Below are 20,205 nucleotides of genomic sequence, written 5' to 3'. Positions count from 1 at the left end.
TCTGGGAGATCCTTCATAGCGATTCCTGACCAGTCCGGCCTGGTGGGTTCGCGGTCCGCACTTGTGGCATGGCGGCGGCGGTGCTCTGATCGGTTGTCATGACCGATCACGACCCACGACGTAACGCCCACCGCGCGATTGAGGCAGTCTGGCGGATCGAGGCGCCGCGGATCATCGCGGCCCTCGCGCGGATGGTGCGCGATGTCGGGATAGCGGAGGAGCTGGCGCAGGACGCCTTGGTAGCTGCGCTTGAGCGCTGGCCGGAATCGAGTGTGCCCGACAACCCCGGTGCCTGGCTGATGGCGACCGCGAAGCACCGCGCTATCGACCGCCTGCGCCGCCACCAGCTGCAGCAGCGCAAGCATGAGCAGCTCGGCCACGAGTTGGAGGGCCGCGACATGGACCGCCCGGACAGCGACCGACGCCTGGACGACGACATTGGCGATAACCTGCTGCGGCTGGTGTTCACGGCCTGCCACCCGGTGCTGTCCACCGATGCCCAGGTCGCGCTGACGCTGCGCCTGCTTGGCGGGCTGGGCACCGATGAGATCGCGCGTGCCTTCCTGCTGCCGGAGGCGACCATCGCCCAGCGCATCGTGCGCGCCAAGCGCACCCTGACCGCCAAGCAGGTGCCGTTCGAGGTCCCGCGCAAGGACCAGTTGCCCGAACGCCTGGCATCGGTACTCGGGGTCATCTACCTGATCTTCAACGAGGGCTATTCGGCGACCGCCGGCGATGACTGGATGCGACCGGCGCTGTGCGACGAGGCCCTGCGGCTGGGCCGGGTGCTGGCCGGGCTGGCGCCGGGTGAGCCGGAAGTGCACGGCTTGTTGGCCTTGATGGAGATCCAGGCTTCGCGTGCCAAAGCGCGGCTGGGACCATCGGGTGAGCCGATCGTGTTGTTGGAGCAGGACCGTGCCCGCTGGGATCGGCTGGCGATCGGCCGTGGCTTCGCGTCGCTGGAGCTCGCCGAAAGAATCGGCGGCGAGCACGGCGTCTATGCGCTACAGGCCGCCATTGCGGCGTGCCATGCGCGGGCACCGACCGCCCCCGACACCGACTGGGAACGCATCGCCGGGTTGTACGCAACACTCGCCGTGGTGGCGCCGTCGCCGGTGGTTGAACTCAACCGCGCGGTGGCAGTGGGGATGGCCTACGGCCCGGCGGCGGGGTTGGCGGTGACCGATGCACTGGACAGCGAGCCACTGCTCGCTCGCTACCACCTGTTTCCGGCCGTGCGTGGTGACCTGCTGTGGAAACTTGGTCGCCACGACGAGGCGCGCCACCAGTTCGAGCGTGCTGCTTCGCTCACTCGCAACCAGCGCGAACGCGTGCTGTTGCTGGCGCGCGCGGCCGTTTGCGCGGATCCCCCGGGTGGCGGCGACTAACGAGATGACGTTGCGTCCACCACCGGGCGTGTCACGATTCGTCCGACCTCCTTGCGGAACACTCCGATGAACGCCGACGAACCCGAATACGACCCCGACGACAACTTCGCCAACAGTTCCCGGGCCAGCGCCGGCATCGACCCGGATGCCGACGACACACCCGAGGCGCTGGTCTGGCAACTGCTGCTGTTGATCAACCCCGGCGACGAGGACTCGGCCTTGCAGCAGTTCGCCGAATACCGCGAAGCGCTGGACGAGGCCGACCCGGACCAGGCCGAGCCGGTCTGGCTGCTCAAGGACGTGGTCGACTGGAAGGCCGGGTTCTACGTCGATGAAGCCGATGCGGTGTCGTTCATCGATACCATCACCGAGCTGGCCGCGCGCTGGAACCTCAGCGTCGACTGGGGCGTGGAGGATGCCAGTGACGAGGACTTCCTGGCCGACGCCGACGTGCCATCACTGATGGCGGTGGCCTATGACCGGCTGCGTGAATACGGCTACAGCCTGTGGACCTGGAACGCCGCCAGCGGGCCGTCCGGCGAAGACGACATGCACGCGGGCTGGATCACCCTGAGCAGCGACGACGAGGCGATGCAGGAACTGGCGCACGCGCTGGACATCGAACTGCGTCCGGGCAGCGATCCGTTTGGCTGATCGCTGCCGTGGTTGATCCGGTCACGGCCCGGGAATAAAGATCGATTCGATCGGCAAGTCGAACAACTGCGCAATCTTGAACGCCAGCGGCAGGCTGGGATCGTACTTGCCGGTCTCGATCGCGATGATGGTCTGTCGCGACACATCCAGTTGCTCGCCCAGGTGGGCTTGCGACCACCCTTGTTGATTACGCAACGTGCGCAGGTGGTTTTTCATTCTTCGCGATACCGTCGTTTGGTCCACCACAGCGCAATGCCGAATACGACAAACAGGCCGGGAAGTACCCACATCAAGCCGGCGTGAATTTGAACGAGACCCGCGGTCTGCAGGAAAGCGGCGGCCATGCTCAGTACGCCGACCGTCAACCCGGCGATGGCCGCAGCCTCCAGGAATACCCGCTGCTCCAGCTCATCGCCGTCGCGAACCCGACGCATCACCGACCGACCGATGAACACCACTGGAAGGATCGGAGACAGGGCGATCAGGGTCCGCGCCGCTGTGCCCTGCACGTATTCGAGCATTGGCCAGACCAGCAGCATGATGGCCATGTAGCTTCCCATGGCGAGGAAGAACTCACGCGCATAGCGCCGATCAACAGTGCGCATGCGGTCGGTGGTGGTCCAGCGTGCGCACACCAGCCAGATTGCGCCGGTGCCGGCACAGATCAACCCCCCGTGGAGCAGTGTCTGACTGTCGATCAGCCATCCACCTAGGATCAGTGCCATGCCTACGCTGGTCGCAGCCAGGCCGAGAGCCAGCATGAAGCGGCGATTGGTCAGCTTGTTCCATACAGTCATGGCGACACCAGTGTGGCGAGGAAGTCATCCACGGTCTCGAGGAACTTCCGCGGCTGGTCGAGCATCACGAAGTGCCGGGACGGGGAGATGGACACCACGTCCACCTGCGGCGCGCCGGCGAGCAGTTGCCGGTAGTAATCGACCTTCTCGGTCTCGCTCATCACCATTGGCGGGGCGCTGAAGTCCGGTGCGTTGTAGGGCGATATCTCCAGGATGGGCACCGTCGCGGCCGATAGCCGGTCGCGCAGGTCGAGCGCCAGGTCTTCGGCGGCGTAGCGCCCAGTCGCGGCAGGATCGCTGCGCGCAGACAAGGCCGCGGTTTTCATCGCCAGGGCCGGATCAATCACCCCGATGGTCTGCATGTAGCCCAGTTGCATGGCCTGGAACTGCTCGGCATTGGCCTCCGCCATCTGCGCGCCGATTTGTTTCGCATGGGCCTGTCGGTCGCTGGCAGCCAGCTGCTCGAACCCGGGGAACACGGGTAGGCCGTCGACGGCAACGACGCCGGCCAGCTGGTCGGCGTGGCGGGTTGCTATATCCAGCGCCAGCGTGCCGCCGAGGCTGTGGCCGATCAGCACCGGCTGCTCGAGGTTGCGCGAGTCAATCAGCTCGACCAGTGATTCGGCAGCGCGATCAAAATAGCTTTCATCACCCTGCGGCGCGGGCACACCGTCAAAGCCCGCCAGGGTCACTGCGTAGACCACGTGGGAGTCGCGCAGGTGGGCGATGGTGTCGTCCCAGACCCATGCTCCGCTGGCCAAGCCCGGAATCAGGACCACTGGCTGGCCGCTGGCGCCGTGTTGTTGCACGCGCAAGGTGCCGATGGTGAAGGTTTGATCAGCCGACACCGCCACCCGATCGGTCGACACCGCCATTTCGGCGGCCGGCCGGGCGACTGCGGGCAACGCCAACAGGGAAAGCAATGCAAGTGGGATCAGCGGGTGCATGGGCGGCTCCGTTTGTGTAAAGGGTGCTTGACACTGACAGTAGGAGCGGGCATCGCATATGTCAAGCATGCTTTACATAAAGTTTTCCGCCGGTCGCATTCAAGGCTCGTCCCGCCGCTTGCCGTACCACATGCCCAGTTCGTGGCGTGACCGGAGCATCTTCCGGCCACGCCACAGGAACCGCGCCAGCAGTCGCAACTGTTCGCCCAGGGTATGGGTGCGCAACTTGCGCGCCGAGGTCATCACCACCTCCTTCAGGATCACCAGACGTCCGTGTCGGGCCAGTGCACGGCCCATCGCGACATCCTCGCCGGCGTAGTACGTCTCATCGAAACCGCCGACCGTATCGAACGCGGCGCGGGTGCAGAACAGGCTGCAGCCCGGGGTAACGCCCACCCAGCGGAATATATGGATCAGCATCACCTGCCCGACCCGCTCGTGCAGCGCCGCCTTGCCGAGCAGCTTCACGCCCGCGCCACCGCCGACCGCTCCGCGCCGCATCGCGGCGAGCGCGGCAGCCAGGTAGTCGGGGTTGATCAACGTGTCGGCGTCGATAAAGAACAGCCATTCGCCGCGCGCCTCGGCTGCACCGGCGTTGCGGGTAGCGGCGATCTGTCGATGAGAGACGTGGATCACCCGCGCGCCATGCTCGGTGGCGATGTTGGCGGTCTGGTCGCTGGAGGCGTCGTCGACGACGATGACCTCGAACCGCCCACCCATGGCGCTCGCGCTGCTGCGAATCGCGTCCAGGGTGGCAGCAATCAACCGCTCTTCGTCATGGGCCGGGACGATGAAGGAAATCATGCGGCTATCGTTGCACATGGCTGCGTGGGCTCCGGGCAATGCCACCGGGTTCGAGTTCGCTGCCGCGCTCTGTTAAGGTTTGCCTTTCACATCGTTGCGATCCGCGCACATGACTGCCCGCTGCGGCAGGGCCGGGTTGCTCAATGACGCAGCTGGACAGGTGGTCATTCCCTGTCATCACGGACTTGATTCCAATCCCACGTGCGCCTTTGCGGCGCTTGTGTGGTTCGGTTTTGGTTTGGCTCCTGCGTCTCACCCAGCGGCCCTCGGCCTGCTGTCATCGGAGGAAGCATTGGCCGTTCCCGCGTTCGAGTTCCATCAGTTGCAAACGTCCACCGTGTTGTTGTTGATGCTGGCCTTCTACGGCGGCACGTTCCTGATTTCCACCCGGATCGGGCACAAGAAGGAGAACGTCGACGGTTACATGACATCGAGCAGTTCGGTCGGTTTCGGTGTTTCGGCGGCCAGCATGACCGCGACCTGGATCTGGGCGGCATCGTTCTATGCGGCGGCCACGTCGGGCTACAAGTACGGTATTTCCGGGCCGATCCACTACGGTTTGTGGGGCGCGTTGATGATTCTCTTCATCTACCCGTTCGGACGCCGTTTCCGTGAGGTCGCGCCCGAAGCGCACACCCTCGCCGAGATCATGCATGCCCGGCACGGCCGCTCCAGCCAGTTGATCCTGGCCGGTTCCAACATCGTCGGCAGCATCATCAGCCTGATGGCCAACTTCACCGCCGCCGGCGCGCTGGTGGCGATACTGTCGCCGCTGGATTTCGTGCATGGCGTGCTCATTGCCGGGATCGGCACTTTGTCATACACGCTGTGGTCGGGCTTCCGCGCCTCGTTGCTGACCGATGTGATCCAGGTCGCGGCGATGCTGGGCGCGGCGGCACTGATCATCCCGCTGGTGTTCTTCAGCGCCGGCGGGACGGAAGTGTTCACCCAGGGCTGGGACCGGATCAGTGCCGAGCAGGGCAGCTTCTTCTCGCGCCAGGCATTCCTGGAGCAGGGTGCGCCGTACTTCGTCGCCGTGCTTGCGTACGCGATTGGCAACCAGACCATTGCCCAGCGGTTGTTCGCGGTCCGCGAGGACCTGATCAAACCGACCTTCCTGATGGCCACTGTCAGCTACGGTGCGACGGTGATCGGCCTGGGAATGATCGGCGTGATCGCGCTGATGATCGGCATGGGGCCCGCCGACGGCGACCACAACAACCTGATCCCGCAGATGGCGTCGACCTATCTGTCGCCGTTCATGATCGGCATCTTCTTCATCATGGTGATCGGCTCGCTGTCGTCCACGGCCGACTCCGACCTGGCGGCATTGTCGTCGATCATGATGACCGACATCTACGGCAAGAACCTCGCACGTGGCAAGGTCAACCCGGCCACGATGCTGTGGGTCGGCCGGATCACCATGGTCGTGGCGACCACCGCCGGCCTGGCCTTCGCCAGCTTCCGGATCGACATCCTCGACCTGCTGGTGTTTGTCGGCGCGTTGTGGGGGTCGATCGTGTTCCCGGTGATCGCCAGTTTCTACTGGAAGCGGGTCACCAATCGTGCGTTTACCACCGCCGTGGCGGTGTCGCTGGTGTTCTTCATCGTGTCGCGCTTCGAGCTGGTACCGATTGAAGGCGTGGTCGCGCTGGTCCTGGAGGTCTTCGCTGCGCTGGGGGCCGGCGTAGTGTTGGGGTTGATGGCGTTCGGATTCTTCGGCAAACGCATCGGCCTTGCGGTCGGCGGGCTTGCGGCGCTGGGACTGATGCCGTTCATGCTGGGCTTCCTGCGCGACTACACGGTGCTGCTGAGTTCGTTGAACGCCTATGGCGTCAGCACGCTGGTATGCACGGTGATCAGCATGCGCAACCCGCACGAGTTTGATTTCGAGCTCATCAAGCAGCGCGTTACCGCATTCCAGACCGATGACGGCGGCGCGCAGGCATGACGACATGGACAACAACGGAGGTACTGCATGCGTGACATCCTGATGACGGCCTACGTATTGGTGTGGCCGCTGATCGTGCTGGTGACGATGGTGGTGATGGGCGTTGGCGTGTATCGCGATGCGCGGGCGGCGCGACGCAAGGGCCAGGATCTGGTCTGAGCCGACGGTCTGAGCCGCAGTTTGAACCGCGGTTTGAGCCGGGCGACGCCGAGTGTCCCGTGGGCGGGATGTTGCTTCCTCCGGGCCGGGGTTTAACCGCAGCCCGCAGCCCGCTAACCTGCACTCCACATGGCGCTACGATCACCGTCACTGGCGCCGCCACGGGAACACGCGTGCAACCAATCATCTCCGTCCGCAACCTCGACAAGACCTACGCCTCCGGTTTCCAGGCGCTGAAGGGCATCAACCTCGACATCCGCAAGGGCGAGATCTTCGCGTTGCTTGGCCCCAACGGTGCCGGCAAGACCACCTTGATCAGCATCATCTGCGGCATCGTCAACCCGACGAGCGGTACGGTGCTGGCCGATGGCCACGACGTGGTCGCCGACTACCGCGCGGCACGCGGCAAGATCGGCCTGGTCCCGCAGGAGCTGTCGACCGATGCGTTCGAGAGTGTGTGGTCGACGGTGCGTTTCAGCCGCGGCCTGTTTGGCAAGGCGCCCGACCCGGCGCACCTGGAGAAGGTGCTGCGCGAACTGTCGCTGTGGGACAAGAAGGACAGCAAGATCCTGGCGCTGTCGGGCGGCATGAAACGCCGCGTGCTGATCGCCAAGGCGCTGGCGCACGAGCCGCAGATCCTGTTCCTCGACGAGCCCACCGCCGGCGTCGATGTCGAGCTGCGCCACGACATGTGGCAGATGGTCCACCGCCTGCGCGAGCAGGGCGTCACCATCATCCTGACCACCCATTACATCGAGGAGGCCGAGCAGATGGCGGACCGCATCGGGGTGATCCTCAAGGGCGAGTTGATCCTGGTCGAGGACAAGGCCGCGCTGATGCGCAAGCTCGGCAAGAAGCAGCTGACGTTGACCCTGCAGGAGCCGCTGCAACGCATCCCCGAGGGCCTGTCGGCGCTGCCGCTGGAACTGGCGGCCGATGGCGCGTCGCTGGTCTACACCTTCGATGTGCAGTCCGAGCGCACCGGCATCGCCAGCGTGCTGCGGCAGCTGGCAGAACAGGGCATCGACTTCAAGGACCTGCACTCCAGCGAGAGCTCGCTGGAGGAAATCTTCGTCCACCTGGTGCGTTCCAATGCGGGCCGGTCAGTGGAAACCGCGGAGGCGCGCGCATGAATATCCACGGTGTCCGCGCGATCTACCGCTTCGAGATGGCGCGTACCTTCCGCACCATCACCCAGTCGATCGCCTCGCCGGTGCTGTCGACCTCGCTGTATTTCGTGGTGTTCGGCGCGGCGATCGGCTCGCGCATGGGTGACATTGACGGGGTCAGCTACGGCGCCTTCATCATTCCCGGTTTGCTGATGCTGTCACTGCTCAACGAGAGCATCTCCAACGCCTCGTTCGGGATCTACATGCCCAAATGGGCCGGTACCATCTACGAGCTGCTGTCGGCGCCGGTGTCCTATGTCGAGGTGGTGCTGGGCTATGTCGGCGCGGCGGCGACCAAGTCGGTGCTGGTCGGCATCCTGATCCTGATCACTGCACGGGTGTTCGTGCCCTACGAGATTGCCCATCCGTTCTGGATGGTGGGTTTCCTGCTGCTGACCTCGGTTACCTTCAGCCTGTTCGGTTTCATCATCGGGCTGTGGGCCGACGACTTCCAGAAGCTGCAGGTGATCCCGCTGATGGTGGTGATGCCGCTGACCTTCCTGGGCGGTGCGTTCTACTCGATCAAGATGCTGCCACCGGTGTGGCAGACGATCACTCTGTTCAACCCGGTGGTGTACCTGGTCAGTGGTTTTCGCTGGAGCTTCTACGGAGCGGGGGACGTCGATGTCGGGATCAGTGTCGCGGTGATCCTGGGGTTCCTGGCGGCGTGTCTGGTCGCGGTGTGGTGGATATTCAAGACCGGCTGGAAGCTCAAGGCCTGACCGGCGGCTTCGGCAACACCCGCACCATCTGCGCCAGCAGGTGCTCGATCGCGACCGCGGCATCGGTGCAGCGGCCCAGGTGCACCGGTGAAGTCTGGATCATCGAGCTGCGCCGTGCGGTGAGCCAATGGAAGCGTGCGCGCGCCGGCAGCGCCCCGATTGGACCGCTGCCTGGCCCACCGCTGCAGATCGTGGTGAACGCTGACAGGTGGCGCTGCACCGAGGCCAGTTCGATCGACGGGGCCAGCGTGAGCAGTCGGGACTCGTCCAATTCGATGCGGGCCTGCAGGAACGCGGTCGCCGGGCACGACAGGACCACGCCGACATTGATGAACTCCTCGCGCTCCACCCGCGGCACTACCCGGATCACCGCGTAGTCGTAGGTGTGCAGGGGCCGCGGGTCCATTGCTGCATGTTCAGCGTCGTGCACGGATGGCCTCCTCGACGAAGCGCTGGCGTTGCGCCAGCCGCTGGAGGAAGTGCTCGACGTAGGCGGCCCGGTGCGCATCCGGCTCGGCCAGCCGGCCGTCGCCGATCAGCCAGCTGTCCGGGACGGCGGCCAGGATCGCCTCCAGCACCTCGCGGGTGATGTGGGGCGCGAGCTCGTGATCGGCATGGGCGATCGAGTCGGCCAGCGGCAGCAGCACGTGCTCCTTGATCATCGGGAAGGCGCTGCCGGCATTGGCGGTGGAGCCGTCCCACCCGTGGTGGAAGTACAGCGCCGCGCCGTGGTCGATCAGCCACAGCCGATCGTGCCAGGTCATCAGGTTGGTGTTGCGCCAGGTGCGGTCGACGTTGCTGGTGAAGGCATCGAACCAGACGATGCGCGAGGCCAGGTCGGCTGCCGGCTGGTCGGCGACCGGATCGAAGTTGATCGCGCCCGGCAGGTAGTCCAGTGCCAGGTTGAGGCCTGCGCTGGCGCGGATCAGGTGCTGGATCTCGGGATCGGGTTCAGTGCGAGCCAGTTCGGGGTCCAGGTCCACCAGCACGATCTCGGGGATCGGCAACGACAGCAGTTGGGCGATGCCGCCGGCCACCAGTTCGGCCACCAATGCCTTGGGGCCCTGGCCGGCGCCGCGGAACTTGAGCACATACATGCCCTCGTCGTCGGCTTCGATTACGGCCGGCAGCGAGCCGCCCTCGCGCAACGGGGTGACATAGCGGGTGGTGTTGACGGTTCGCAACTGCATCGGATGGGTCAAGCCTTGGGGGCAGGACTGCCAGCGTAAAGGACCCGGGCCCCGGAAGCTGGCCGCGTTGACTTTATTCAACCCGTGAACCGTCGTACGCTGCAAGCTCGCTGGCAGGCTCCGGCAACCATCGTCGCCGCCATCCGTTGTCGGCTCATCCGCAAGGCGGTCGGGAATGAACCAACGAGGCGACGATGCTCCTGTCCACGCTTGAGGCAAATCCGGTACTCGCAGCGTTGGCTGGCGGCACGGTGGCCGCGGCCGCGACGGCGGTCGGCACGTTGCCGGCGTGGTTCGCCAGCCGCATCGAGCAGCGCACCCAGGATGCCTTGTTGGGCTTCGGCGCCGGGGTGATGCTGGCCGCCAGTGCGTTCTCGCTGGTGTTGCCGGGGATCGAGGCCGCGCGTGACGCCGGTGCGGGCCGTTGGAGCGCTGGATGGCTGGTGGGCGCGGCGATCCTGCTGGGCGCCGGACTGATCATGGCGTTGGAGCGCCTGATCCCCCATGAGCATTTCATCAAGGGTCCGGAAGGGCCGGCATCAACGCGGCTCAAGCGTACCTGGCTGTTCGTGTTCGCTATCTGCCTGCACAACCTGCCCGAAGGCCTGGCCATCGGTGCCGCTTATGCGTCTGAGTTCCAGCATGGGCTGGCGCTGACAACCGGCATCGCGTTGCAGGATATTCCGGAGGGGCTGGTGGTGGCGATCGCGCTGATTGCGGCGGGTTACGACCGCAAGCGTGCGGTGTGGGTCGGCATGGCGTCCGGCTTGATCGAACCGGTTGGCGCGGTACTGGGAGCCAGCCTGCTGATGAGCATGCCGTTGCTGCTGCCGGTGGGGCTGGGTTTCGCCGCTGGCGCGATGCTGTTCGTGGTCAGCCACGAGATCATCCCCGAATCACACCGGCAGGGTCACGAGAACTTCGCCACCACCGGATTGATGGTGGGCTTCGTGTTGATGATGGTGCTGGACACCGCGATGGCTTGAGCGCTGGGTTGGGGCCGGAAGCCCCTGATCGGCCGCCGCCCCGGGCATGTCATTCCGCTGGCGGGGTTTCGGCATCCATGAAATACGGCTCAACCGTCCCCTTGAACTTCATCGTCATCGCATTGCCGCGGCGGTCCAGCGATTTGCCGACCGGCAAGCGCACCCAGCCTTCGCTGACGCAGTACTCCTCGACGTTGGTTTTTTCCTCGCCGTTGAAGCGGATGCCGATGCCGCGCTCGAACGGCTCTGCGTCGTAGTACGGGCTGCGCGGGTTGGCGGCAAGGCGGTCGGGTGGGGTCTGCGGGTCAGTCATGAGGATGGCTCTGGATGGGCGGGCTGACGGCCAAAATGGCGGCCAAGCGTGGTTCGGGAGTGATCACTGGGATGCCATTGTGAACGAAACGCGCCCGAGCCGGACAGGGGTATTGCAATCCATCGCCAGTGCCGCTACGGTGCGCTTGCTGTTTGTCAGGGTCACCGTGAATCGTGGCCCGATGCTGTAGATCCTTGATCCGCTACATCGTTGCACCTCGCTTACTCCTTGCAATCAGCACAACCGCCGCGCAAGCGGTATTTCAAAAAAACTGTTCCAAGGAGCAAGAAAATGTCGAACCGTGAAACCGGTACCGTCAAGTGGTTCAACGATGCCAAGGGCTTTGGCTTCATTTCCCGTGAGAATGGCGAGGACGTGTTTGTTCACTTCCGCGCGATCCAGGGTCAGGGCTTCAAGTCCTTGCAGGAAGGCCAGCAGGTCACCTTCACCGTCACCCAGGGCCAGAAGGGCCTGCAGGCTGACGCGGTAGAAGCTGTCTAAGCGTCGATCAACTGTTGTCGCCTCGGCGACCACACGAGATACAAGGAAAACCCGGCCTCGGCCGGGTTTTCTTTTTGGGGTGCCCCCGGCCTCGGCCGGGTTTTCTTTTGGGAGTGCCCCCGGCCTCGGCCGGGTTTTTCTTTACGTGTCTGTCGCACTGCATTGACGGTTACCGCCCTAGGCTGGGGGACTCCTCGCCGGACGGAGCATGCATGCGACCGCAGGATCACGCTTCCCCGCCGCCGCAAGCGGCGATTGATGATGAGCAACGCAGCCAGGCCCGGGTCGCGCAGATCGCTCCGGCCGATACCCTGACCCCGGCTGATCGGTACCAGGAACTGTTCGTGGCGGTGCAGGGCGGACGGGTATTTGCCGACAGCAAGACCTTCGTCGACTGCGCGCCGCGTGATGCACCCGAGACCATCCTGGAAGCCTATCGGGCGCGCCAGGGAACGCCGGATTTTGATCTGTCCGACTTCGTCGGTGAATACTTCACCCCCGAGCCTCCGCACCACAGCGAGTACGTCGCCGATCCCGAGCGCCCGCTGCTGGAGCATATCGACGGCCTGTGGGACGTGCTGACCCGGCAGCCGCGCGAGCACCCGGTGCGCTCCTCGCTGCTGCCGCTGCCCAACCCCTATGTGGTGCCGGGCGGGCGGTTCGCGGAGATGTATTACTGGGATTCCTATTTCATCATGCTCGGGCTGGCGGCCAGCGGGCGCCGCGACCTGTTGCGGCACATGGCTGACAACTTCGCCTTCCTGATCGACAGCTACGGCCACGTACCCAACGGCAACCGCAGCTACTATCTCAGCCGCTCGCAACCGCCGGTTTTTGCCTTGATGACCGAATTGTTCGAGGAGCAGGGCGTGCGCTCGGCGCTGGCCTACCTGCCGCGGTTGCGCCGCGAGCATGCGTACTGGATGAGCGGCTGCGAGGACCTGCGCCCCGGGGAAGCGCATCGTCATTGCGTGCGGCTGGAAGACGGCACGCTGCTCAATCGGTATTGGGATGACCGCGATACGCCGCGCGAGGAGTCATGGCTGGAAGACGTCAGCACCGTGCGTACGTGCGTGCGTCCGGCTCACGAGGTTTATCGGGAGCTGCGCGCGGCGGCGGCCTCGGGTTGGGACTTCAGCTCACGCTGGTGCGGCGCGGATGGTGCGCTGAGCAGCATCCGCACCACCGCGATCGTTCCGGTGGATCTCAACGCCTTCCTGCACAAGCTGGAGGAGCAGATTGCCGAGCTCAGTGCGGCGGCGGGCGATGAGGCCGGTGCCGCCGAGTTCGACGACCATGCCCGGGCGCGGCGCCATGCGATTGATCGCTGGTTGTGGAGCGACCTGCACGGCACCTACCTGGACTATGACTGGGCCGACGGCGTGCCGCGCCAGCTGCTGAGCGCGGCCATGGCCACGCCGTTGTTTGTCGGCATCGCCAACCCCGGCCAAGCCCGCCGCGTGGCGCTGAGCCTGCGCCAGCACCTGCTGGAAAGCGGGGGGCTGGCCACCACCCGCAACTTCAGCGGCGAGCAATGGGACCGGCCCAACGGCTGGGCACCGCTGCAGTGGCTGGCGATCCGCGGACTGGCCGATTATGGCGAGACCCGGTTGTCGCGCGAGATCAGCCGGCGCTGGCTGGCGACCGTCACCGGTCTGTACCGGCGCGAAGGCAAGCTGGTCGAGAAATACATGATTACCGCCACTCCCGATGGCATTCACGGCGGCGGTGGCGGCGAGTACCCGTTGCAGGACGGGTTTGGCTGGACCAATGGCGTTACCCGGATGTTGCTGGGTGCGGCCGCGCCCCGACCCGTCCGGAAACCTCGCAGGTCGCACTGATCAGCCTGGCAACACCGGGCATGGTTCGATCGGGCATGGGTCGATCCGGTTGATGGACTGGATCCGGTCCACCCAGACGTCACGCCAGCCGGCGCGCTCGGGCTGGTACATCGCGGGCTGGACCAGGCGGACCATGGCGTTGGTGCCTTCGGTGCCATCGTGATCGAAGAACGCCTGGGCGCTGGGCTGCACCACCACGATACCCAGGACCTCGCTGCCGTCTTCCATCTGCAATGCGACATGTGAGCCGCCGGTCAGCTGCGCGATGAGTTGTTGAAGGCGGGTGATTTCGTCAGGTGCGGTGTGGACCCGATAGGCGATGCGGGACATGGTGATAGCTCGAGTGGGGTTCCAGTCCAACCCTAGCTTCGACAGCGCAACGTCGTAGTGAACGGGGCCGCACGAAGCGATTGCCTGCGCCTGGCGGACTCGACACGCGCGTCACGCCGGACTTTCAATACTCCATGGCCCACCGTCCGTCGCCACGCAGGAGCCCGTCATGGCCCGCCCCATCTGGTCTGGAACGTTGTCGTTCGGCTTGCTCAACATCCCGGTGTCGCTGATGTCGGGTGAACGCAAGACCGACATCTCGTTCCGCATGCTCGACGCGCGGGACAACACCCCGATCCGGTACGAGCGGGTCAATGCGGACAGCGGCGAGGAGGTCGCCTGGAAGGACATCGTCAAGGCGTTCGAATACGACAAGGGCAACTACGTCGTGCTGGACCCGGGCGACATCAAGTCGGCGGCACCGGAAAGCCATGATGCGATCGAGGTGGAGGCGTTCGTCGATGTCGCCTCGGTCGGCCCGCAGTACTTCGAGAAACCGTATGTGCTGGTGCCGGCGAAGAAGGCCGAGAAGGGCTACGTGCTGCTGCGCGAAGCGCTGGCCAGCACCGGCAGGATCGGTATTGCGCGGGTCGTGATCCGCACCCGCGAGAGCCTGTGCGCGGTGATGCCGCAGGGCGATGCCTTGCTGTTGCTGATGATGCGCTACCCGCAGGAACTGGTCGACATCGACGAGTACCGCATCCCCGAAGGCAAGGCCGGGGATTACCGGATCACGCCCAAGGAGCTGAAGTTCTCCGAGCAGTTGATCGAGACCATGTCGGGCGACTGGGAGCCCGAAAGCTATCAGGACGAATTCCGCCATCGCCTGCACGAGGTCATCGCCAAGCGGATGAAGGACAAGGGCGTCGTCCACCACGGCGACGAGGAGCCGGAGGTCGAGGAGCACGCCGCCACCAACGTGGTCGACTTCATGGAGTTGCTGCAGCAAAGCATCGCCAGGAACAAACGCACCCCGGCGAAGAAGTCGGTGGCGAAGAAGACGAACGGCAAATCCGCCAAGAAGGCCGCCAAAAAATCTGCCGTGAAGAACCCGGCAAAAAAGGCCGCGAAGAAAGCGGCGAAGAAGACGGTGAAAAAAAGCAACCAGGCCGCCTAGGCCGCCGTCCGCATGAGCCTGCGCGACTACGCCCGCAAGCGCCGACTCGACGCCACGCCCGAGCCGGCTGATGACGCCCGGCGCCGGCGCGGCAAGCGGCCGATCTTCGTCGTCCAGCTGCACCATGCCAGCGTCCGCCACTACGACTTCCGGCTGGAGATGGACGGCGCGTTGAAAAGTTGGGCGGTGCCGAAGGGGCCTTCGCTGCGGGTCGGCGAGAAGCGCCTGGCGGTCGAGGTCGAGGACCACCCGCTGGAGTACGCCTCGTTCGAGGGTGACATCCCCAAGGGCCATTACGGCGCTGGCCACGTCGACGTGTTCGACCACGGCGTCTGGAGTTGCGATGGCAACCCGCTGGAGGCGCTGGCGGCCGGCAAGATCGACTTCGTCCTGCATGGCGGCAAGCTCGGCGGTGGCTGGAAGCTGGTGCGCACCGCCAAGCCGGCGAGCAAGCCGCAGTGGCTGCTGATCAAGCGCGACGACGAACACGCCGCCGACCTGGAATCCGATGACCTGGTCGATGGCGCGACCCCACGGGGCTGGAAGGGACGGCGACCTTCGGCTCCGGCGAAGCCCGCGAAGAAGTCCGCGAAGAATTCGCCCCGCCGACGCAAGATCGACTGGAGCGCGCGCGCCACCGCGCTGGCCGGCGCCAGGCCGCTGCACGGCGACACCAAGGTCGCCCCGCAATTGGCGACCCTGCGCGAGTCGCCTCCGGCCGGCGATGACTGGCTGCACGAGCTGAAATGGGACGGTTATCGGCTGTTGGCCCGGATCGACGCCGGCAAGGCCAGTCTGCGCTCGCGCAACGGCCTGGACTGGACCGCCGATTATCCCGATATCGTCGCCGCGCTGGAGTCGCTCGGCGCGACCGATGCCAGCCTCGATGGCGAGTTGATCGCGCTCGACGCGAAAGGGCACAACAGTTTCAGCGCGCTGCAACACACGATCCAGGGCACCGCCAATGCGACCTTGCGCTACGTACTGTTCGACCTGCCGACGCTGGCCGGGATCGACCTTGCCGGCACCCGCCTGGAGGAGCGCAAGGCGTTGCTGGAACAACTGCTGGCCGGCATCGGGACGAACGGAGTGCTCGCCTACAGCCGGCACATCGTCGGCCATGGCGCCGAGGTGTTCGCCGCCAGCAAGGCCCAGCGGATGGAAGGCATCATCAGCAAGGCGATCGATGCGCATTACACGCCGGGACGCTCGCGCAGCTGGCTCAAGGCCAAGCACGCGCAGACCGACGAGTTCGTCATCGTCGGCTTCACTGCGCCCAAGCAGTCGCGGGTGGGTTTTGGTTCGTTGCTGATGGCGACCCGCGAGTCGGGGCAGCTGAAGTACGTCGGCCGGGTGGGCAGCGGCTTCACCGATGCGCAGTTGCGCGCGATGACCGCACGCCTGCGCAAGCTGGCACGCAAGGAGCCGACGGTGACGTTGCCCGGCCACATCCCGTTTTCACCGCGCGAGGTGACCTGGGTCGCGCCGCAACTGGTGGCCGAACTGGCATTCCGCGGATGGGGCAAGGAGGGTCTGCTGCGCCAGGCCAGCTTCCTGCGCCTGCGCGAGGACAAAGAGGTGAAGGACGTGGAAAAGCAAGTGGAAACCAAGGGCACTGGCGGGCTGAGCAGCCCGGATAAACTGGTCTACCCGGCGGAGAAGATCACCAAGCAGCAGGTCGCCGACTATTACCGCGCCGTCGCCGCACGGCTGTTGCCCGAGGTCGCGCGACGTCCGCTTTCACTATTGCGCTGCCCCGAAGGTCTGAGCGGCCAGTGCTTTTTCCAGAAGCACCATGCCAACGCCCTGGGTGACGCGGTGCACGCGGTGGCGATCAGGGAAAAGGGCGGCGGTCACGAGGACTACGTCTACATCGAGGACGCCGACGGTCTGCTCGACCTGGTGCAGATGAACACGCTGGAGCTGCATCCGTGGGGGGCGCTGATCGACGATATCGAACGCCCCGACCGGCTGGTGTTCGACCTCGATCCCGGCGAGAGCGTGGCGTGGAGCGAGGTCCGCGTCGGTGCGCGCGACGTGCGCGACCGGTTGGCGGAGATCGGCATGGCCAGCTTCCTGCGGTTGACGGGAGGCAAGGGCGTGCACGTGGTGGTGCCGATCGCGCCGGGGCCGGACTGGGCCGGGGTCAAGGCGTTCTGCGGGGCGTTCGCCGATGCGATGGCCACCCGCGCGCCAGGCAAGTACGTCGCCACCGCGTCCAAGGCCAAGCGGCGCGGGGTGATCTTCATCGACTGGCTGCGCAACGGGCGTGGCGCGACCAGTGTCGCCAGCTGGTCGCTGCGCGCGCGCCCCGGCGCGGGGGTGGCGATGCCATTGCGCTGGGAGGAACTCGGCCGCGCTCAATCGGGGGCCGACTACACCATGGCGCGCGCCCTGCGGCGTGCGGCAAGCCTGCGCAGGGACCCCTGGGAAGGCTGGGAAAAGGCGGCCGGTCAGAAGCTGGTTTCGCTGGACTGACTTCGTTCAGCGCTGTTCAGTCGCGTACATGCCCGTGTCGATAAAATGTGAAGCATGTATTCGCGCTCGACAAAGCTGGCGTCGCCGCGCCCGGTGGTCCGCCGCGTGTCATGGCTGTCCACGGTGCTGCTGGTGGCATTGTTGCCCGGCTGCACCAGCGCCCCACCGGTCGAGCCCGCGGTGACGTCCACCGTGGTGCCGCCGCCGGTGCCCGTGCCGCCGCAACCCACGCTCGCCGAACGCCTTGCGCGTGCCGCGCCGGAGGCCGATCCGCAGGTGCTGGCGCTCGCGGTGCAGGCGCAGCAGTGCGCGGTCTCCGGCGGCACAGTGGACCCGGTCCAGCGGCTGGCGGTGATCGACTATTCGCGGCCATCGACCGAGCCGCGGCTGTGGGTGTTCGCGCTGGCCGATGCGCGCCTGCTGTACGTCGAGCACGTTGCCCACGGCAAGCACAGCGGAGGCAACCTCGCGACCGAGTTCTCCAATATCGAGGGCAGCCTGCAATCAAGCCTGGGCTTGTTCAGTACCGCGGAAACCTACATCGGCGGCCATGGCTACTCGTTGCGGATGGATGGTCTGGAACCGGGCGTCAACGACCACGCGCGTGAGCGTTTGATCGTGATCCACGGCGCCGATTACGTCGACCCGGCGCAAGCCTTGCGGCAGGGTCGACTGGGTCGCAGCTTCGGTTGTCCGGCGGTGCGCAGCGGCGTCGTCCGCGAGGTGATCGACAGCCTCAAGGGCGGCCAGCTGCTGTTTGCCTACTACCCCGACATGCAGTGGCTCAAAGGCTCGCGCTTTCTCGGCTGTGCGGGTGAGGGTGAGCCGGGCGGGGCGATCGCTTCAGTTGCGAGCAAGGCTGGCGATCGGCTTTCACGCAACCGCGAACAAGGCTCCAGCAGGATCGAGGGCAATCGATAACGGAAGATTGCCGTGACTCCAGACCCGCATCCGTCCACCTCCATCCATGTTCACCCGCGCCGATGGTTGGTGCTGACCTGTGCGCTGGCCCTGTCTCCGCTGGTCGCAAGCGCGCAGGACACGCAGGACACGCAGGACACCAAGGCGCCGGCAATGGCATCGACAACGCTGGCCACCGAAACCGATCGGCTGGATGCCGCCAGTGTCAACGACACCACCCTCCAGGCCCCCGTGGGTTCCGACGTCGACGCCGCCAGCGCGGCAGTGTTGCGTGCGCAGATCCTGCTCGACCGCGCGCACTTCTCGCCGGGCGAGATCGATGGCGGCTTCGGTTCCAACACCCGCCGCGCGATTGAAGGATTCCAGCGCAGCCGAGAGCTCGAGCCCAGCGGGACGATCGATACCGGGACCTGGGCCGCGCTCAACGGCGACACCGGCGATGCGCTGGTGCAGTACACCGTGACCGCCGCCGATGTCGCCGGGCCGTTCGTGGATGTCCCGACCGACATGGAAGCCAAGGCCAAACTTGACCACCTCGGCTACGGCTCCGCGCTGGAGGCGCTGGGCGAACGGTTCCACGCCAGCCCGGCATTGCTGCAGCGCCTCAATCCGGGCGTCGCACTTGAAGCGGGCGCCACCTGGCTGGTGCCGGATGTCACCACCATCGCGTTGCCGGAAGGCGGCAAGGTCGTGGTCGACCAGTCCGACGCCGTGGTCATGCTGGTCGACGAAGCCGGCAAGACGCTCGCGCAGTGGCCGGCCACGATGGGCAGCTCGCACGACCCGCTGCCGATCGGCGAATGGACGATCAAGGGCGTCGCCAAGGACCCGCCGTTCCACTACAACCCCGACCTGTTCTGGGATGCCGATCCGGGCCATCAGAAGGCCGAGATCGCCGCCGGCCCGAACAACCCGGTCGGCGTGGTCTGGATAGACCTGTCGAAGGAGCACTACGGCATCCACGGCACGCCGGTGCCATCGACGATCGGCAAGACCCAGTCGCACGGCTGCATCCGGATGACCAACTGGAGCGCCCGCGCGCTGGCCGAGGCGGTGGTCCCGGGGACGCAGGCGGTGTTGCGCAAATGACCGCGACGATGAGCTCGGTCACCAAGCGCAGGGGTAGCCGATGAAAGCGCTGCTGGTGTTCCTCGCGGGGCTGCTGATTGGGGCCAACGCCGTGTATTTCGTGATGACCTGGGACGATGCCGATACGGACGCAGCGGTGATGTTCGAGCGCGAACGCAGCCAGCATGCTGAGCCCATGCCTTCACCCACGCCCGCCACGCAAACGCCATCCGCGCTGGCCACCGGGTCGTCGTCGGCCGGGCCTGTGCGGCAACCGGTCGCGCCGCCGGCGTCACGGCTCGATGCACCGCCGTTGTCGCCGACGCTCTCCGCCGCGGCATCACTCCCAACCGCAACTCCAACCACACCCACAACATCGACATCGACATCGACATCAACACCGACGCCACCGGAGGCCACCACCGGCGCGGAACTGGTTGTGCCGGTGCAGGGCATCAAACCGACCCAGCTCGACAACACTTTCGACGACGCCCGCGGGCAGGCCCGGGTGCATGAGGCAATCGACATCATGGCGCCGCGCGGCACGCCAGTGCTGGCGGCGGCCGCTGGCAAGGTGGAAAAACTGTTTACCAGCGTCCCGGGTGGGCTGACGATCTACCAATTCGAACCCAGTGGCCGTTACGCCTATTACTACGCCCACCTGGACCGCTACGCCGCCGGTCTGGAGGAAGGCAAGGTGCTGAAGCGCGGCGACGTGATCGGCTACGTCGGCAGCACCGGCAACGCCAGCGAGGACGCCCCTCACCTGCACTTCGCGATCTTCGTGCTCGGCCCCGAGAAACGCTGGTGGGAAGGCACCGCGATCAACCCCTATCCCATCCTCACCGGCAAGCAGTCCCTGTAATCGT

General features: G+C 65.7%; 22 protein-coding genes. 14 read left to right on the top strand and 8 right to left on the bottom strand.

Annotated elements, in window-relative coordinates:
- Window positions 1-98 precede the first annotated feature (98 nt).
- Together ACW7G1_RS12455 and ACW7G1_RS12450 are read left to right on the top strand one after the other, a co-directional pair.
- The gene (locus ACW7G1_RS12455; protein WP_456980069.1) at window positions 99-1,388 is read left to right on the top strand and encodes an RNA polymerase sigma factor; all 1,290 of its coding nucleotides are present in this window, start codon (window positions 99-101) and stop codon (window positions 1,386-1,388) included.
- 66 nt (window positions 1,389-1,454) lie between these two features.
- Window positions 1,455-2,042: a DUF6630 family protein gene (locus tag ACW7G1_RS12450; protein WP_456980068.1), complete on the top strand. Its 588-nt coding sequence runs from the start codon at window positions 1,455-1,457 to the stop codon at window positions 2,040-2,042.
- Window positions 2,043-2,063: 21 nt separating this feature from the next.
- Here the strand turns inward: ACW7G1_RS12450 and ACW7G1_RS12445 are convergent, their stop codons facing one another.
- The 4 genes from ACW7G1_RS12445 to ACW7G1_RS12430 all read right to left on the bottom strand — a co-directional run bounded on the left by ACW7G1_RS12445 (window position 2,064) and on the right by ACW7G1_RS12430 (window position 4,590).
- Entirely contained in the window at window positions 2,064-2,258 is a 195-nt protein-coding gene (locus ACW7G1_RS12445) for a helix-turn-helix transcriptional regulator (RefSeq protein WP_456963192.1), read from the bottom strand.
- On the bottom strand, window positions 2,255-2,839 hold the full coding sequence (locus ACW7G1_RS12440; protein WP_456980067.1) for a hypothetical protein: 585 nt from the start codon (window positions 2,837-2,839) through the stop codon (window positions 2,255-2,257). Before ACW7G1_RS12440 ends, ACW7G1_RS12445 begins: the two co-directional genes overlap by 4 nt.
- Entirely contained in the window at window positions 2,836-3,786 is a 951-nt protein-coding gene (locus ACW7G1_RS12435; RefSeq protein WP_456980066.1) for an alpha/beta fold hydrolase, read from the bottom strand. The genes ACW7G1_RS12440 and ACW7G1_RS12435 overlap by 4 nt, the downstream gene beginning before the upstream one ends.
- A gap of 99 nt (window positions 3,787-3,885) precedes the next feature.
- The gene (locus ACW7G1_RS12430; RefSeq protein ID WP_456980065.1) at window positions 3,886-4,590 is read right to left on the bottom strand and encodes a glycosyltransferase; all 705 of its coding nucleotides are present in this window, start codon (window positions 4,588-4,590) and stop codon (window positions 3,886-3,888) included.
- A 292-nt stretch (window positions 4,591-4,882) separates the two neighbouring features.
- On the opposite strand from ACW7G1_RS12430, the gene ACW7G1_RS12425 reads away from it, so the two are divergent.
- From ACW7G1_RS12425 to ACW7G1_RS12410, 4 genes are all read left to right on the top strand, one after another.
- Window positions 4,883-6,541, top strand: coding sequence for a sodium:solute symporter family protein (locus tag ACW7G1_RS12425; protein WP_456980064.1), 1,659 nt, complete (start codon window positions 4,883-4,885; stop codon window positions 6,539-6,541).
- 27 nt (window positions 6,542-6,568) lie between these two features.
- Window positions 6,569-6,700, top strand: a complete 132-nt coding sequence (locus ACW7G1_RS12420) for a putative transporter small subunit (RefSeq protein WP_456980063.1) — start codon at window positions 6,569-6,571, stop codon at window positions 6,698-6,700.
- 173 nt (window positions 6,701-6,873) lie between these two features.
- Complete coding sequence (locus ACW7G1_RS12415) at window positions 6,874-7,833, top strand: ABC transporter ATP-binding protein (protein ID WP_456980062.1); 960 nt, start codon at window positions 6,874-6,876, stop codon at window positions 7,831-7,833.
- Window positions 7,830-8,591 (top strand): ABC transporter permease, encoded by a 762-nt coding sequence (locus ACW7G1_RS12410; protein WP_456980061.1) that lies wholly within the window; start codon window positions 7,830-7,832, stop codon window positions 8,589-8,591. Before ACW7G1_RS12415 ends, ACW7G1_RS12410 begins: the two co-directional genes overlap by 4 nt.
- On the opposite strand, the gene ACW7G1_RS12405 is transcribed toward ACW7G1_RS12410, so the two are convergent.
- Window positions 8,581-8,997, bottom strand: coding sequence for a DUF3037 domain-containing protein (locus ACW7G1_RS12405; protein WP_456980152.1), 417 nt, complete (start codon window positions 8,995-8,997; stop codon window positions 8,581-8,583). The genes ACW7G1_RS12410 and ACW7G1_RS12405 overlap by 11 nt on opposite strands.
- Window positions 8,998-9,007: 10 nt before the next feature.
- Complete coding sequence (locus ACW7G1_RS12400; RefSeq protein WP_456980151.1) at window positions 9,008-9,775, bottom strand: HipA family kinase; 768 nt, start codon at window positions 9,773-9,775, stop codon at window positions 9,008-9,010.
- A 200-nt stretch (window positions 9,776-9,975) separates the two neighbouring features.
- On the opposite strand from ACW7G1_RS12400, the gene ACW7G1_RS12395 reads away from it, so the two are divergent.
- The gene (locus ACW7G1_RS12395; RefSeq protein ID WP_456980060.1) at window positions 9,976-10,767 is read left to right on the top strand and encodes a ZIP family metal transporter; all 792 of its coding nucleotides are present in this window, start codon (window positions 9,976-9,978) and stop codon (window positions 10,765-10,767) included.
- Between the two features lie 49 nt (window positions 10,768-10,816).
- Here the strand turns inward: ACW7G1_RS12395 and ACW7G1_RS12390 are convergent, their stop codons facing one another.
- Window positions 10,817-11,080 carry a DUF3297 family protein gene (locus ACW7G1_RS12390; protein ID WP_456980059.1) on the bottom strand — a complete coding sequence of 88 codons (264 nt, stop codon included), beginning with the start codon at window positions 11,078-11,080 and terminating at the stop codon, window positions 10,817-10,819.
- A gap of 291 nt (window positions 11,081-11,371) precedes the next feature.
- Here ACW7G1_RS12390 and ACW7G1_RS12385 point away from each other — a divergent pair, with 291 nt between their 5' ends.
- Both ACW7G1_RS12385 and treF read left to right on the top strand, forming a co-directional pair.
- Window positions 11,372-11,581 (top strand): cold-shock protein, encoded by a 210-nt coding sequence (locus ACW7G1_RS12385; protein ID WP_456963202.1) that lies wholly within the window; start codon window positions 11,372-11,374, stop codon window positions 11,579-11,581.
- A gap of 212 nt (window positions 11,582-11,793) precedes the next feature.
- Window positions 11,794-13,422 carry an alpha,alpha-trehalase TreF gene (treF, locus tag ACW7G1_RS12380; protein WP_456980058.1) on the top strand — a complete coding sequence of 543 codons (1,629 nt, stop codon included), beginning with the start codon at window positions 11,794-11,796 and terminating at the stop codon, window positions 13,420-13,422.
- On the opposite strand, the gene ACW7G1_RS12375 is transcribed toward treF, so the two are convergent.
- Window positions 13,423-13,752 carry a DUF3247 family protein gene (locus tag ACW7G1_RS12375; RefSeq protein WP_456980057.1) on the bottom strand — a complete coding sequence of 110 codons (330 nt, stop codon included), beginning with the start codon at window positions 13,750-13,752 and terminating at the stop codon, window positions 13,423-13,425.
- 169 nt (window positions 13,753-13,921) lie between these two features.
- Here ACW7G1_RS12375 and ku point away from each other — a divergent pair, with 169 nt between their 5' ends.
- The 5 genes from ku (at window position 13,922) to ACW7G1_RS12350 (ending at window position 20,201) form a co-directional block, all read left to right on the top strand.
- Window positions 13,922-14,869, top strand: a complete 948-nt coding sequence (gene ku / locus ACW7G1_RS12370) for a non-homologous end joining protein Ku (protein ID WP_456980056.1) — start codon at window positions 13,922-13,924, stop codon at window positions 14,867-14,869.
- Window positions 14,870-14,881: 12 nt separating this feature from the next.
- The gene (gene ligD, locus ACW7G1_RS12365; protein ID WP_456980055.1) at window positions 14,882-17,347 is read left to right on the top strand and encodes a DNA ligase D; all 2,466 of its coding nucleotides are present in this window, start codon (window positions 14,882-14,884) and stop codon (window positions 17,345-17,347) included.
- A 54-nt stretch (window positions 17,348-17,401) separates the two neighbouring features.
- A complete protein-coding gene (locus ACW7G1_RS12360; RefSeq protein WP_456980054.1) occupies window positions 17,402-18,268 on the top strand; it encodes a murein L,D-transpeptidase catalytic domain family protein in 867 nt (288 codons plus the stop codon).
- A 153-nt stretch (window positions 18,269-18,421) separates the two neighbouring features.
- Window positions 18,422-19,357, top strand: coding sequence for a L,D-transpeptidase family protein (locus tag ACW7G1_RS12355; RefSeq protein WP_456980150.1), 936 nt, complete (start codon window positions 18,422-18,424; stop codon window positions 19,355-19,357).
- 40 nt (window positions 19,358-19,397) lie between these two features.
- Window positions 19,398-20,201, top strand: a complete 804-nt coding sequence (locus tag ACW7G1_RS12350; RefSeq protein ID WP_456980053.1) for a M23 family metallopeptidase — start codon at window positions 19,398-19,400, stop codon at window positions 20,199-20,201.
- Window positions 20,202-20,205 lie beyond the last annotated feature (4 nt).

The organism is Lysobacter sp. A378, assembly GCF_054052125.1.
This window is presented reverse-complemented; position numbering and strand designations above follow the sequence as displayed.

Bases quoted from the DNA above. Each gene is read 5' to 3' on its own strand.
- ACW7G1_RS12455 (WP_456980069.1), top strand. From the start codon at position 99: ATGACCGATCACGACCCACGACGTAACGCCCACCGCGCGATTGAGGCA.
- ACW7G1_RS12450 (WP_456980068.1), top strand. From the start codon at position 1,455: ATGAACGCCGACGAACCCGAATACGACCCCGACGACAACTTCGCCAAC.
- ACW7G1_RS12445 (WP_456963192.1), bottom strand. From the start codon at position 2,258: ATGAAAAACCACCTGCGCACGTTGCGTAATCAACAAGGGTGGTCGCAA.
- ACW7G1_RS12440 (WP_456980067.1), bottom strand. From the start codon at position 2,839: ATGACTGTATGGAACAAGCTGACCAATCGCCGCTTCATGCTGGCTCTC.
- ACW7G1_RS12435 (WP_456980066.1), bottom strand. From the start codon at position 3,786: ATGCACCCGCTGATCCCACTTGCATTGCTTTCCCTGTTGGCGTTGCCC.
- ACW7G1_RS12430 (WP_456980065.1), bottom strand. From the start codon at position 4,590: ATGATTTCCTTCATCGTCCCGGCCCATGACGAAGAGCGGTTGATTGCT.
- ACW7G1_RS12420 (WP_456980063.1), top strand. From the start codon at position 6,569: ATGCGTGACATCCTGATGACGGCCTACGTATTGGTGTGGCCGCTGATC.
- ACW7G1_RS12410 (WP_456980061.1), top strand. From the start codon at position 7,830: ATGAATATCCACGGTGTCCGCGCGATCTACCGCTTCGAGATGGCGCGT.
- ACW7G1_RS12405 (WP_456980152.1), bottom strand. From the start codon at position 8,997: ATGGACCCGCGGCCCCTGCACACCTACGACTACGCGGTGATCCGGGTA.
- ACW7G1_RS12395 (WP_456980060.1), top strand. From the start codon at position 9,976: ATGCTCCTGTCCACGCTTGAGGCAAATCCGGTACTCGCAGCGTTGGCT.
- ACW7G1_RS12390 (WP_456980059.1), bottom strand. From the start codon at position 11,080: ATGACTGACCCGCAGACCCCACCCGACCGCCTTGCCGCCAACCCGCGC.
- ACW7G1_RS12385 (WP_456963202.1), top strand. From the start codon at position 11,372: ATGTCGAACCGTGAAACCGGTACCGTCAAGTGGTTCAACGATGCCAAG.
- treF (WP_456980058.1), top strand. From the start codon at position 11,794: ATGCGACCGCAGGATCACGCTTCCCCGCCGCCGCAAGCGGCGATTGAT.
- ACW7G1_RS12375 (WP_456980057.1), bottom strand. From the start codon at position 13,752: ATGTCCCGCATCGCCTATCGGGTCCACACCGCACCTGACGAAATCACC.
- ku (WP_456980056.1), top strand. From the start codon at position 13,922: ATGGCCCGCCCCATCTGGTCTGGAACGTTGTCGTTCGGCTTGCTCAAC.
- ligD (WP_456980055.1), top strand. From the start codon at position 14,882: ATGAGCCTGCGCGACTACGCCCGCAAGCGCCGACTCGACGCCACGCCC.
- ACW7G1_RS12360 (WP_456980054.1), top strand. From the start codon at position 17,402: ATGTATTCGCGCTCGACAAAGCTGGCGTCGCCGCGCCCGGTGGTCCGC.
- ACW7G1_RS12355 (WP_456980150.1), top strand. From the start codon at position 18,422: ATGGCATCGACAACGCTGGCCACCGAAACCGATCGGCTGGATGCCGCC.
- ACW7G1_RS12350 (WP_456980053.1), top strand. From the start codon at position 19,398: ATGAAAGCGCTGCTGGTGTTCCTCGCGGGGCTGCTGATTGGGGCCAAC.